The sequence below is a fragment of the Flavobacterium magnesitis genome (assembly GCF_041729735.1).
Lineage (GTDB): Bacteria > Bacteroidota > Bacteroidia > Flavobacteriales > Flavobacteriaceae > Flavobacterium > Flavobacterium magnesitis.
Genome location: NZ_JBCFQK010000018.1, coordinates 24557 through 39177 on the forward strand (window position 1 = coordinate 24557; position 14621 = coordinate 39177).

10 protein-coding genes are annotated in these 14621 nt (G+C 33.8%); 1 reads left to right on the forward strand and 9 read right to left on the reverse strand.

Annotated features, from left to right (window positions below):
- Window positions 1-18: 18 nt before the first annotated feature.
- From gyrB to AAGV33_RS12135, 7 genes are all read right to left on the reverse strand, one after another.
- On the reverse strand, window positions 19-1962 hold the full coding sequence (gyrB, locus tag AAGV33_RS12105; protein WP_373392285.1) for a DNA topoisomerase (ATP-hydrolyzing) subunit B: 1944 nt from the start codon (window positions 1960-1962) through the stop codon (window positions 19-21).
- Window positions 1963-2264: 302 nt separating this feature from the next.
- Window positions 2265-2633 (reverse strand): helix-turn-helix domain-containing protein, encoded by a 369-nt coding sequence (locus tag AAGV33_RS12110; protein ID WP_373392286.1) that lies wholly within the window; start codon window positions 2631-2633, stop codon window positions 2265-2267.
- Window positions 2634-2644: 11 nt separating this feature from the next.
- Window positions 2645-2941, reverse strand: coding sequence for a type II toxin-antitoxin system HigB family toxin (locus tag AAGV33_RS12115; RefSeq protein WP_373392287.1), 297 nt, complete (start codon window positions 2939-2941; stop codon window positions 2645-2647).
- 206 nt (window positions 2942-3147) lie between these two features.
- The gene (gene gatB/aspS, locus AAGV33_RS12120; RefSeq protein ID WP_373392288.1) at window positions 3148-6477 is read right to left on the reverse strand and encodes a bifunctional amidotransferase subunit GatB/aspartate--tRNA ligase AspS; all 3330 of its coding nucleotides are present in this window, start codon (window positions 6475-6477) and stop codon (window positions 3148-3150) included.
- On the reverse strand, window positions 6477-7874 hold the full coding sequence (locus tag AAGV33_RS12125; protein WP_373392289.1) for an amidase: 1398 nt from the start codon (window positions 7872-7874) through the stop codon (window positions 6477-6479). The genes gatB/aspS and AAGV33_RS12125 overlap by 1 nt, the downstream gene beginning before the upstream one ends.
- A 1-nt stretch (window position 7875) precedes the next feature.
- On the reverse strand, window positions 7876-8145 hold the full coding sequence (locus tag AAGV33_RS12130; protein WP_373392290.1) for an Asp-tRNA(Asn)/Glu-tRNA(Gln) amidotransferase subunit GatC: 270 nt from the start codon (window positions 8143-8145) through the stop codon (window positions 7876-7878).
- Between the two features lie 181 nt (window positions 8146-8326).
- Entirely contained in the window at window positions 8327-8776 is a 450-nt protein-coding gene (locus AAGV33_RS12135; protein WP_373392291.1) for a hypothetical protein, read from the reverse strand.
- Window positions 8777-8963: 187 nt separating this feature from the next.
- On the opposite strand from AAGV33_RS12135, the gene AAGV33_RS12140 reads away from it, so the two are divergent.
- On the forward strand, window positions 8964-9509 hold the full coding sequence (locus AAGV33_RS12140; RefSeq protein ID WP_373392292.1) for a DUF2911 domain-containing protein: 546 nt from the start codon (window positions 8964-8966) through the stop codon (window positions 9507-9509).
- Between the two features lie 177 nt (window positions 9510-9686).
- Here the strand turns inward: AAGV33_RS12140 and AAGV33_RS12145 are convergent, their stop codons facing one another.
- Together AAGV33_RS12145 and AAGV33_RS12150 are read right to left on the reverse strand one after the other, a co-directional pair.
- The gene (locus AAGV33_RS12145; RefSeq protein ID WP_373392293.1) at window positions 9687-11447 is read right to left on the reverse strand and encodes a TonB-dependent receptor; all 1761 of its coding nucleotides are present in this window, start codon (window positions 11445-11447) and stop codon (window positions 9687-9689) included.
- 100 nt (window positions 11448-11547) lie between these two features.
- Window positions 11548-14559: a tetratricopeptide repeat protein gene (locus tag AAGV33_RS12150; RefSeq protein WP_373392294.1), complete on the reverse strand. Its 3012-nt coding sequence runs from the start codon at window positions 14557-14559 to the stop codon at window positions 11548-11550.
- Window positions 14560-14621: the final 62 nt, after the last annotated feature.

Below are 14621 nucleotides of genomic sequence, written 5' to 3' on the forward strand. Positions count from 1 at the left end.
CACCGAATAAACTATTTTTTATGCATCAATATTAGCATAAACTGCATTTTTCTCGATAAATTCTCTTCTTGGAGGTACTTCGTCACCCATTAACATAGAAAAAACTCTATCAGCTTCTGCCAAACTATCAATCGTTACCTGACGTAAAGTTCTAAAACTAGGATCCATTGTAGTTTCCCACAATTGCTCTGCATTCATCTCTCCAAGACCTTTATAACGTTGAATTCCGGCACTTCCACCCATTCTTTCATTTGCCTGATCACGTTGCACGTCATTCCAGGCATATTCTTTCTTGTTCCCTTTTTTAACCAAATACAAAGGCGGAGCAGCGATATAAACGTGTCCTTCTTCGATTAATTCTTTCATAAAACGGAAGAAGAATGTCAAAATCAAAGTAGAAATGTGACTACCATCGACATCGGCATCACACATAATAATTACTTTATGGTAACGCAATTTCGAAATATTCAATGCTTTACTATCTTCCTCTGTTCCAATAGTTACACCAAGTGCCGTAAATATATTTCGAATCTCTTCGTTTTCAAAAACCTTGTGGTGCATTGCTTTTTCCACGTTCAAAATCTTACCACGCAATGGCAAAATAGCTTGAAAGTTTCTATCACGACCTTGCTTTGCCGTTCCACCAGCCGAATCTCCCTCGACAAGATAAACCTCACATTTTGCTGGATCTTGTTCCGAACAATCAGACAATTTTCCTGGCAATCCACCGCCACCCATTACGGTTTTACGCTGCACCATTTCACGCGCTTTTTTAGCTGCATGACGTGCCTGAGCTGCAAGGATTACTTTTTGAACAATGATTTTAGCATCATTTGGATTTTCTTCCAAATAATTCTCTACCATTTCACTTACCGCCTGACTTACAGGAGAAACTACCTCTCTGTTTCCAAGCTTGGTTTTAGTTTGTCCTTCAAACTGTGGTTCAGCAACTTTTACGGAAATAATCGCTGTTAAACCTTCACGGAAATCATCTCCGGAAATATCGAATTTTAATTTATCCAACATTCCCGAAGCATCCGCATATTTCTTAAGAGAACGAGTCAAACCAGTTCTAAAACCTTGTAAATGCGTTCCTCCTTCGTGAGTATTGATATTATTTACATAAGAAAAAATATTCTCAGAATAACTGGTATTGTAAATCAAAGCTACCTCAACTGGAATTTCTCCTTTTTCGTGATCCATCGAAATTACGTGCCTAATAATTGGCTCACGATTTCCATCTAAATAACGAATGTATTCTTTTAAACCTTCAGTAGAATGAAAAACTTCCGAAAGAAAATTTCCGTCTTTATCTATTTCTCTTTTATCTGTAAAAGTTATTGTAATTCCTTTGTTTAAGAAAGACAACTCACGCATACGAGCCGAAAGCGTATCATATGAATACTCTGTAGTCTGTGTAAAAATCGTTGGATCTGGATAAAAAGTTACAATAGTCCCTCTCTTAGTAGTATCTCCAATTTGTTTTACAGGATAAAGTGCTTTTCCTTTTTCATACTCTTGTTGATATACTTTTCCATCACTACTGTGAACTGTCGCAGTTAAGTGATTTGACAAAGCATTCACACAAGAAACACCTACACCGTGCAAACCTCCAGAAACCTTATAAGAATCTTTATCGAATTTACCTCCAGCACCAATTTTAGTCATTACAACCTCTAATGCCGAAACGCCTTCTTTTTTGTGAATCCCAACAGGAATACCACGACCATTATCTTCTACTGTAATAGAACCATCTTCATTGATTGCAACACCAATAGTATCACAATGACCTCCCATGGCCTCATCAATGGAGTTATCAACAACCTCATAAACTAAATGATGAAGTCCACGAACTCCAACATCTCCAATGTACATGGAAGGACGCATTCTTACGTGCTCCATTCCTTCTAATGCCTGAATACTATCTGCTGAATAATTTCCTTTATTGATTTCTTCGCTCATATATTTAATTCTAAATGTATTTTTTGACTAACAAGCAAATATATAAAAACCGAAACTATATACCGTTAAAAATAACCTTTTAAGCACTTAAGTTATCAACAAAAAATGTCAATTTCGATAATATTTGTAATTACAAAAATCAATCTCAATGACAATTTCAAAAATCAATAGCGATGAAAAAAAAGCCATAAAAACAAATTTCCAAAACAAACATTTAAAATGCTGTTTTGGAAATTTATTATTTTTCAACTTGCAATGGCAATGCCAATTGCAATTAAATACTGTTATTGAAATTAAATTTCTTACTTACTCAATTGGTAATTATTAACTAATACAGATGCGGAAATATTCAAAACTCTTTCCAATTCTCTAATCATATCGACAGTTAATCGTTTTTTCTTGTTTAAAATTTCAGAAACACTACTTTTCCCACCAATAATTCCAACCAAATCTTTCTGCTTGATATTCATTTCTTCCATTCTGATTTTTATCGCCTCAATTGGGTCTGGAGCATTGATAGGGAAATGTTGATTTTCATAATTATCAATTAACATTGACAAAATATCCGCTTCATCTCCCTCAATAGAATTGGGAGCAGCATCAAATATTACTTCAAGTCGTTCAAGTGCTTTTTCGTAATCATTTTTATTTTTAATAGGTGCTATTTGCATAATTCTAAATTTTAAATTGTGTCAGCATTTATTTTATCATATTCAGCATGAGTTCCAATAAAGCGAATAAATGCCCATTGTCTTTCATAATTGAATTTCACAATCAGTCGATACGAATTCCCTTTTATATTAAAAACAATCCGACTATCCTTCAAAACACTTGCATTAACAAAAGTCTGTTTGATGTCATTTGGAGAACTCCAATCAGAGTTCTTTGCCGTTTCATACCAAGTTTTCAAATACTGTTCAGCATCGGCGTGTTTTTCCCAAAAATCTTTCAAAGTCTTTTTAGCAATGATTCTTTTCATATTTATTACAAATATAGCACAAAGATAAAAAAAGTTCACAATAAACGAACCAATTATTTTGAATCATAAAGTTCAATTGCAATAGCAATTTAAAAAAAGCTATAAAACACAAATTTCCAAAACAAACATTTAACATGCTGTTTTGGAAACTTGAAATTATTTATTCTTCAATTTGCAATTGTAATTGCTATTGATTTTTGATATTGCTACTTAATTATTCGAACATTCATCTCTTCAACCTTTTTGTCCGATAAAAGAGATGGTGCTCCAAATAATAAATCTTCACTGGTTCCTGTTTTTGGGAAAGCCATTACTTCTCTAATCGATGCTTTTTTCTCTAAAATCATCATTAAACGGTCAATTCCCCAAGCAATTCCTCCGTGTGGTGGCGCACCATATTGGAAAGCTTTATACATCGTTCCTACACTCTTAATCATTTCTTCTTTATTGTAACCCATATTTCTATAAGTTGCTTCTAAGATTTCAGATTTATGCGCACGAACTGAACCTCCACCAATTTCGTATCCATTCAGAATGATGTCGTACTGTTGCGCGATGATAGAACCTATTTCTTCCTCATTACCATCCATGTGTTTTTTCAAATCATAAATAGCTGGCATCGAGAACGGATTATGTGTAAATGTCCATCTTCCTTCATCTGTTTTTTCAAACATTGGAAAATCAACCACCCAAGCTGGACGTAATTCTTTTGGATTAATCAAGTTCAGCATTCGGCCCAATTCCTGACGAACCGCATCCAAAGCCTTATTTGCCGTAGCGTAATCTGCAGCTGAGAAGAATACAATATCTCCAACCTGCGCATCAGTCGCTTTTATAATTCCTGCTGCAATTTCTTCACCTAAAAACTTAATAATAGGCGATTGCAAATCTTCTTCATTTACAATAATATAAGCCAAGCCACCTAAGCCGTGTTGTTGCGCAACAGCTGTTAAGGTTTCGATTTGCCCTTTAGACATACGTTTGTTTCCTTGCTCCTGAGCCGAAACCTTGATACATTTTACAATTCCACCTTCTTCAATTGGTTTAGAAAACACCTGAAAAGTAGTCTCTTTTACAATTTCGGTAATGTCTTGCATTTTCAATCCGTAACGTAAATCAGGTCGGTCACAACCGTAGAAATCCATTGCATCTTTATAAGTAATCACTTCAAACGGACGTAAAATCCATTTGTTACCGTATACTTTCTTAACTACTTCATTAAATATTTTGGTATTCAAATCTATAATTTGCTGCATACTGGCATACGCCATTTCCATATCCAACTGCGTAAATTCTGGCTGACGATCCCCACGAGAATCCTCATCTCTAAAACAACGCGCTACCTGGAAATATTTCTCATAACCACTCACCATCAACATTTGCTTAAACTGTTGTGGCGCTTGTGGCAGGGTGTAAAATAAACCCGCTTGTTTACGTGTAGGAACAATAAATTCACGTGCTCCCTCATCCGTTCCTGCACTTAAAATTGGTGTTTCAATTTCTAAGAATTCTTCTTCATCTAAGATGTCACGAATTAACTTAATTACTTTATGACGGTTTACAATAGCTCGTCTTACTTCTTCATTTCTGTGATCCAAAAACTTGTATTGAAAACGAATTGCTTCATTAGTTTTAGCCGCTCTTTTAATTTCGAAAGGCAATGTTTTCGATAAATTTAAAATTTCTAAAACTGAAGTTTCTAATTCTATTTTACCTGTACGTAAACCTGCATTGTAATCATCTTCATTACGCCCAACAACAATACCTTTTACCGAAATTACCGATTCTGGTTTCAATTTCACTAACTCATCGATATTAGGAAATGATTCTCTACTAATACGGATTTGGAAAATCTCATAACTCGAATCACGCAAATCAATAAACATCAATTCTCCGTGGTCACGAACACTGGCAACCCAGCCGGATAACATCACTTCTTCGTTGACATTTGCTTCTGATAATTGTGAAATTTTATGCGTTCTATAAATGTCTTTTATAATAATCGGAATTTCAGGAAGTGCTTCATCCTGACTTTCTTTATTTTCTGCAACTGTTGCTGCAGCAGTTTTTTCTTGTGATGTTGCGTTTTCTAAAACAGCGTCAGCACCTAATTTGTCTAATATAATGTGACGAATTACTTTTCCGTTCGCTCCTTTTCCAATAACACCTAAAACTTTACCAACTAAAATACCCGCTTTTCCTTGGTCACCCGCTTTAATATCATTGGCAACTGCTTCATTTTCTGAGATTACTTTAACAATAACTTCCTGGATTTTATCTTCCGAAATAGTGTTATCAGCAAAATATTTATTGTAATCAAAATTTTGATCTTTTAAATAACCTGCAATCGCATTTTGAACTAAAACAGCTGTAATTTTCTCTGCTTTAAACAACACAAAAATGGTTATTAAATGCTCAATATTATGAATCTTATCATAATCTTCAGCCTTAATATTATTCGCCAAAGTTTTAGCAACAAACGAAGGATCTTTAATTTCGTTATTTAAAGTAACGAATGTTCTAGAACGCAACGCATCTGCCGTAAAAAATTTAGCATCCTGTGGCAAAACGCCTCCATTAATTAAAATAGATTCCACCGCATAAGGCAAAGCACTTGTATCTACTGTAATGGCTTCAATCTCCGCTTTGATATTTACAAAAGGTAAATCTGGCTCCGAAATGAAACGGTAGTCCGCTTCAAATTCTTTTTTACGCATAGTTTTGGTTTGCTTTAAATCAGCATCCCACAACACAGTCGTTTGATCAGGTCTAAACGCTTTATTTTCGATAAAATAATTGAATTGCTTCTCTACTTCCTCTTTCAAAGCTTCGATCATAAACTTAAACGAGTTCAAGTTTTTGATTTCCGTTCTTGGATTTAAAACCTCTGAATTTATTTTGCGTAAAGAAACCGAAACATCCGATTTGAATTCTCCTTTTTCCAAATTCGCTTCAGAGATTCCTAAATTTTGAACAATACGCTGAATGTATTGCGCATAAGTAGAAGCATCTTCAATATTACGAACACAAGGTTCTGTAACAATTTCAATCAAAGGAACACCTGCTTTGTTAAAATCGACTAACGAAATTTTCTTTTCGTGAACCAATTTTGCCGCATCTTCTTCAATATGAACCTGAGTTAAATTCACGGTAAATTGAGAACCGTCATTTCGGTAACAAGAAACCTGTCCGTCAGGAATTATTGGATTATGAAATTGCGTTATCTGAATGTTTTTTGGATTATCAGGATATTCGTAATGCTTTCTATCCCAGGAAATCACTTCGTTACTAAATGTAGAATTCACCGCTTTACCAAAATAAATCGCTTTAGTGATTGCTTCTCTGTTCAAAGCAGGCAAAACGCCCATTTGTCCTGTACAAACAGAACATATATTCTCATTAGGTGTTTCTATTTCTTGATTTGGACAAGAACAAAACAACTTGGTTTTGGTATTCAATCGAACGTGAGTTTCCAGTCCAATTACCAATTCTAAATCGTGGGCTTTTAAAGCCGCCGTTAATTGTTCCAATTCCATTATATTGTATCTTTTAAGAAATTAGCAAATTGCATTACTAACTCATCATTATTTTTTGCTGCAGTAATTTGCAATCCAGTACTTGTTCCTTGTGGCACAGTTAAAGTTGGTAATTGTCCTAAACTAAAACCAACCGTATAAGCATCTGATAAATACATCGCATGCGGATCTTTTAAACTGTCTCCAATTTTAGGTGGCGTACTTGGTGTAACTGGTGATAAAATAACATCTACTTCTTCAAAATCTTTACTAAAATTCTCCGAAATCTGATCTCTTACAGCCAATCCTTTTAAATAGATTTCATCTGAAAAACCTTGAGACAACACTTGGTTTCCACCTACAATCCTGCGTTTTGTTTCTTCTGAAAAATTTTCAGAACGTGTCACAGCATAAGTCTCAATTAGATTCTCCGCTTCAATACGGTTTCCATAATTGGTTCCGTCCAAACGAGATAAATTCGAAGCTGTTTCAGCCATTGCCAATGTATAGTAAGTTGAAACTAAAACATCTGATTCAAAGAAATCCAATTCTTTTACTTCAATTCCTTTGGCTTTTATTTTTTCGATACTTGCTAAAAAGTCCCCTTTTACCTGTGCATCAATAGCATCGCTTTCGATAAAATTTTTAAAATAACCAATTGTTTTTACTGATGAAGTTCTTATTTCCTCTTCACTAATTTCTGATGAAGGAATTGAAGTTTGATCTTTTGGATCTTTACCACTCATTACATTCAGTACAATTCGGATATCTTCAATTGATTTTGCTAATGGGCCAACACAATCTGTAGAAGATGCATAAGCCATTAATCCAAATCTTGAAATTCTTCCGTAAGTGGGTTTGAAACCATAAATATGATTATATCCAGCAGGCTGACGAATCGAACCTCCAGTATCTCCACCAATAGAAAAAACAGTGTAATCTTTAGCAACATTAACCGCAGATCCACCACTGGAACCTCCAGCAACTAATGCAGGATCGATAGCGTTTTTTACAGCGCCAAAAATGGTATTTTCACTAGAAGATCCGTGACCAAAACTGTCACAATTTTCTTTTACCAACGGAATAGCTCCTGCATCCAATAATTTTTGAATAGCAGTAGCTGTATAAGGTGATTTATAATTTTTCAACAAATCAGAACTTGCAGTTGTGTAAGTTCCCTGCAACATATATACATCTTTAATTCCAAAAGGAATACCTTCCAGCAAACCGATTGTTTCTCCGTTTGCAATTTTAGCATCGACTTTAGCCGCTAATTCCAAAGCCAAAGTATCCAATATAGCATTTACAGAGTTATATGTATTTTGTTTCAGCAAGTCTAATTTCTCTTGCACTAAAGCCGTACAAGTAATTTGTTTTGACACCAATTGTTGGTGTATTTCTTTTATTTTAGAATCCATTTTATCCTTCTATAACTTTAGCAACAACTAAAAAACCATTTTTTTTGTTCGGGAAATTCTCTAAAATGAGTTGTTTTTCCATAGCCGAACTCTCTACCACAACATCTTCTCTTAAATCACTTACAGACACACAATTATGATTGACAGTATTTGCAGTACTATTATTTGATGGATGTGCATTCTTAATTACATCAAATAATTTGTTCACGCTCTCTGAAGGCTGTGCTCCTTTAATACTCGACAAGATGTCGACTGTCATTATTTTACTCATAATTTTAATTCGTTTTAAAGTCAAACTTTTAAGGTCGCGAATTTACGAAAGTTTTTTTTAGGGAATCCCATTTTTTTAAATGATTTCGATTGTATAAAAACCAAAGTCCATCTCAAAAAGACAGACTTTGGTTTTTAGATAAAGTATTATTTTTAAAATATTAGTTTTACAGAAACAGCATTTATTCAACACTCTCAATCAAATATTTCGTTCCATTAATTTCGAAAGTAAAACCAACCGAATTCCCCATTAACTTACTTCCCAACGGCGATTGCGGCGATAAAGCAATTACATTTACGCCATCGATAGTTATTTTTGGCAAAGCCAAAGACAGATACAAATAAATTCCATTGGCTTTTACCAAACTTCCTAAAACGATAGTTTTTGCAATGACCGAAGCATCAATTTTGTCTAAAACTGCTTTTTGCTCTAAAACTTCTCTAAGTTTCGTATTGAATTTTTCCTGTTCTAAATGCATCATCGACAAAGCCGTTTCGTGTTTATCGCCAGCTGAACCTTTCGCATCATTTTTAGAATCTTCGGTTAGAGCCGAAATCATATCCCGGAAAGCATCGATCCGATCTTCTACTAATCGGGAATAATACTGATGTATTTTTTGTTTAAAAGTCATTTTATTGAAGTACTCGTTTCTTAGATTACAAAGATGTTGTTTTTTTGAAGTGTAAAAAAGTAAATCTACTTTATTCTCTCAATCTCGCACTATTTTATGGGTATTTGAAATTCTTAAGTCATAAACAACTATTTTTCTTTAACTTCGTAAAAGAATCATTACTAATCTTATTCTTTTAAAAATTATTATGAAAAAATTAAAATTCATTTCCGCAATTGCTTTTGGTTTTCTGTTGTTATTAGCTACCGACGCAAAAGCTCAAAAATTTTCTGGTTTAGACAAAAGTCCATTAGACCAAGCCTTTTTTCCTGCCGACTATAAAATTCCGGTTAAAGCAGCAAAAGTGGTTTACAGCCGTCCGCAACTTAAAGGACGTCCTTTAAGCGAACTAGCTCCTGCTGGAAAAGTATGGAGAACTGGCGCTAATGAAGCTACTGAAATTACTTTTTACAGAAGTGTAAAATTAGGTAAAACTAAAATCCAAGCTGGAACTTATTCACTATACACCATTCCTGAAAAAGACAATTATACCGTTATTATCAACAGAAGCATCAACGTTTGGGGCGCTTACAATTATAAAGCTGAAAACGATGTTGCCAGATTAAACGTTCCTGTTACACAAGGCGAAGAATCTCTTGAAGCGCTTTCAATGGTTTTTACACCAGCTGATAAAGGTATGGTGCTAAACATTGGATGGGATAAAACTCGTATTGCGATTCCTTTTACAGAATAATATTTTTTTACCACAAAGGACACAAAGTTTTCACAGAGAACACAAAGTTTTTTTAAAACAATCTGTAAAAACCTTTAACAAAAAAAAGAGCACTAAGATTTCGAAAGTAAAAACAAAGGATTAAAACTTTGTGGACTTAGCGGAAATCTTAGTGCTCTTTGTGGTTAACTAAAAAACTTAAAAATCAAATTTAAAATTAGCTCCTACTAACACCTGAAAACCCTGAACCGGATAATTCATCCATTTTTGATAGGATTTTCCAGTCATATTATTCAGCTTAATAAATCCTGTTAGCTGTGAATTGTATTTGTAACCTAGATGTGAATTCAAATCAAAATAGCTTCCTAATTTTATTGGAGCAAAATTTGCCACAGGAGCTAAATCGCTATTTAACTGTGAATCTTTACGCTCTCCCACATAAAACACTTTTGCTCCAGCAAACCATTTTGGTGTAATATTAAAATCAATAGACGAATTAACTTCTACAGCAGGTAAATTCCAGGCTTCTTGTTCATTACTGTTATTGTAACTATTAAAAGTTCCACCAATAGCAAAACTTACATTTTCAGAAAAATCAGCTTTCAAATCTCCTGAAAAACTAAAGGTTCGTACATCATCATAAACCACTTGAAATGAGTTTCCAAAAGCGTAATTTTCATTTGCCGTATTTTCCGTGTAATCATTACTTCTAAATAAAGCTTTGTTTCTCTCATTGTTATAAGAACCACGAAGATTATAACTTACACTAGAAGCTAATTTCCCCTTCAATCCCGCAAAAACATCATACTGTCTGTCCGTAGGCATAATAGTGAGTGTAGGAGACAAAAACGGATTGTCTTTTACAAAATCCATATACGAGTTTTGCTCTAAAGTTCCTTCGGCTCCAGCGTAAAAAATCATTAAATCGTCTACCACTGGATAAGAAACATTGATATTTGGATAAATTAAAAACTGATTATCACTTCCTTCTCTATCGATACTGTAAAACAATGAAGCTCCCAATTTTACATTCCAACCATTTTCCTGGATAACGAAACTTGGCGAAATTCCCAAATTAGTAAAACCGTATTTTACAGCTTCGGTATTAGTATTTGTATAATTTTTATCAAAACTACCGCCTACATAATCCACAGTAAAATCTGTTTTTACAAATTGATTTGCAACATCAAATTGCAAAGATGGTTTAACGTAAAATCTATTTTCAGAAGAACCATAACTATCAGAAAAATGACTAAATTTCATTGCCGCTTCTTTAAAAGCACCTTCATTAAAACGCATTTTTCCTCCTAATGAAATTCCATTGTAAGCATGTTTAGCATCAATACCTGCAATCAATGAATTTCTATCTGACGCACTTAATGTACTTCCAAAATCAGTTGGCAAACCAAACCAATTATAAACTTGATTTTGGTAACCTAAATCAATATTCCACGACATTGTATCATAATGTGCTCCATAAGTAGCATCTAAAGCCGTGTCGTAAAACCAACTATCCAACGGTACATCATTCACTCCTCCACTAGAAGAAAAATGCCTAAACATTCCACCTACATAATCATTGCTTCCTAATTCCTTATTGACAAATAATTCAGCATTTAAATTTCCATAATTTCCATATCCTAAAGTAGCGTAGTTATTATAGAATTTCTCTTGCGCTTCCTTATCAACACCCTCTGCTTTTCCTTTAGCAGGAGCAAAAGTAGAAGCTACAGGAAAAGAGAAAATAGAATAATTGATAGTTTCTTTTTTAGCATTTCCGTCGTCATCAAGAACTGGAGATTCCTGAATTTTTGAAGCATCAGAAATGGTTGGCGTATACGGTTTTACAATATTTACCTCTTCTGATCCGATGTTACTTTCTTTCTTTTGAGCAAAAGAAAATTGGAAAACCATTAGAAAAAGGAATACGATTATTTTTTTTGAAAAATGAAACTTCATGTTATATATTTTTGTTTGGAGAAAATCGAGAAAAGAAGTTAGAAAAAAGATAATGTCTTGATTCTTTGTTTTTACTTTTCTACCCTTGCTTCTTTGTTCTTTACTTAATTGATGAATTGGTTTTTGCTTCTTCTGATTTAATAGCACTCAATTCCGTTTGAGCTTCTGAAACTACATCTGGAAAATCAGAGAAATTTTGAATAACACTTTCTAAAATGTAGGTCGCCTGAAAACTATCTTTTAATCCGTAAAAGTTTTTAGCCATTAAAACCAATCCTTTGGCGCCATACAAACGGTATGCTGCATAATTTTTAGCTAACTTTTGAACCACAATATTCGACGCTTCAAACTTGGCTTCCTTATTTTTAAAATAAGCATCATAATACAAAGCTTCTGCTGCCAATTCTCCTTTTGCAATCAACAATACTTTTACGTAAGCTGCTTTGGCTTTAGCCTCATCTCCTGTTTGCATAGCCGAACGCCCGATGATAATTTGAGCATCACTTTTTACATTATCGTCTATTTTTGGATTATTCAACACCTTATCAGCATAAACTACTGCATTCGAATAATCTTTATTTTCATAATAACATTTCATCAAATTTGATTGTGCAAAAACTTTATTCTGAAACAAATCGGCTTCATTTTCTAAACGAAGTAAAACTGGAATCGCTTTGTCTTTTGAACCATTATCTAATAAAATTTGTCCTAATCTTGTTAAAGATTGTTCCGTAAATTCATTTCTAGGTTGATTGACTACATATTCATAATTAGGCAAGGCTTTGTCTTTTTGACCTTCGGCATAATAGGCTTGCGCCAAATTAAAATTAGCTTTCAAAGAGTGAATTCCGTTTGGAAAACTGGAAATATAAGCTCTAAAACCAGAAATAGCCTGAGAATTATTATTTTGTTCAAATTGTTTCATTGCCGATTCGTAAGTGTCGTTATCCAAATCAGCATCCGTAACTGCAACAAAATCTAATGTTCTAACCCAGCTAGCATATTCACTGACTTTTCCGCTATCAACATAAATCAATCTTGCCGTAGCAACTGCCTCTAATGCTTCAGGAGTTTTAGGGTATTCGGCAGCTACTTTTTTGAATTTTACTAAAGCATCTGAACTTCTGTCTGAATTATAATAAACCAATCCCTGACGCAAAATAGCTCTTGCAGTAAACGCACTGTTTTTATATTCGTTTATCAATCGATCATAAGTTTTTAAGGCTGAATCTTGTTTATCAGTAGCTACATAAGTATTAGCTAATTCGAACAAAGCATCATCACGATGATTTGATTTAGGATAAGCTTGCACAAAAGCATTCAATTCTTCAATTTTCTTATCATTTCTGGAAACAAAACCATAACAAAGTGCTTTTTGATAATAAGCATAATCTGCATCTACACTCTTCAATTCGATTACCTTATTGTAAGCTTCCATTGCTGGCCAATATTTAGAAGTTACAAAACGACAATCAGCTAAACGCAAATAAGCATCAGTCACTCTCGTTTTATCCTCTTTTACTTTGTCTATAAATTTCTGGAAAGCATCACCTGCTGCGTCATATTCTTTCAGCTTAAAATAAGCATAAGCAATATTGTAATTGCTGTTTTTATATTCAGGTGTTGCAGCCGCAGCCGACATTCCAACAAACTGTTTGAAACTCAACAATGATTTATTGTAATCATTCAAAACATATTCTGTTTCTCCTTTCCAGAAAGTGGCTCTTGCTGTAAATTCAGCATCAACTGTATTCTCTAAAGATTTTTGAAACATTGCTAAAGCTTCCTGATACTTTCTATTAGTGTACGATTCTAAACCACTGTAAAAAGTCACTTTTTGGTAAGCTGATTTGTTTTCCGGACTTTTATTTTTTTCCAATAAAACTAAAGCTTCTTTGTAATTTTTAGAAGAAATATAAGAATCAATCAATAATTTTTCAACAACCGAACGGCTGGAACTATTTGGATATTTATTGATAAACCCTAACAAAACCGAAGGTACACTTTGATAAGAATTCCCTAATTCATAACTTAATTTCGCATAATTCAAATAAGCATCTTCTTGAATTGCTGGATCAAATGACATTTCGGAAGCATTTTTAAACGCATTCAATGCCTGCGGTTTTTTATCTAATTTAAGGTAGCTTTCACCTAAATGATAATACGCATTTTGAGCAACCCCGTCTTTTCCTCCCACAATTTTATTGAATTGAGCAATGGCATTTTCAAAATTATTTTGTTTGTAATACGCATAACCCAATTGGTAATAATCCGTATTATTCCATCTTCCGGCTTTGCCTTTGTAAGCTACTAAATACGGAATGGCTTCGTTGTATTGCTTTAAATTAAAATAGCTTTCGCCAATAATTTTATTCAATTCTGATTTTTCAGCAGGAGTAGATTTTGCCATCGCTTTTTGCCCTAGCTCGATTGCTTTTTCAAAATTTCCTGATTTAAAATTCATGTCAGCTTGGTAGTACGACAATTTCTCTGCGTATTTTTCATCACCAGAAACAGCATCAAAATATTTATTGGCTTCCTGATAATTATCGCCTTCATAAGCCATAAAACCTAAATAATATTTGGCTTGAGGCCCATAAACTTCTGATTTTAATACTTTATTAAAATAAGTCGTTGCTTCTTTTTTGTTTTTGGAACTAAAAAAACTATAGCCTTTTTGGAAATTAAATCGGTCTTTATCAGCTGCACTTAATTGGCTTTCATCTACTTTTTCAAACCAGTTCAACGCTTCCGAATAATTTTTCTGATTGAAATAATGATGGGCTACTTCAACATAAGCCTGATTGCTTTTAGAACTTGTTGGGTATTGTTCTAAGAACGATTCCATCAACACATCGGCGTTAGCGTGACCTAATCGAACAGCGCAACTAGCCTCATAATAAGCACAATCCGATTTGATTTCCTCATCTTTCGTTGCTGCTTTTACTTTTTCGAAAATAAATTGAGCCGACGCATATTGATTGTCCTTGAACAATGAAACTGCTCTATTATAATCTTTTAAATTACTAGTATATATTGTTGATTTCTGTGCTGTAAGCGTATTGGTTTTAACAAAAACCAACAAAAAGAAGAGCCAAGAAAGTTTGCGCATTTTATTTATTTTTTTAATATTCAAATATATCATATTATAGACTTTATAACGTGACACTGTTT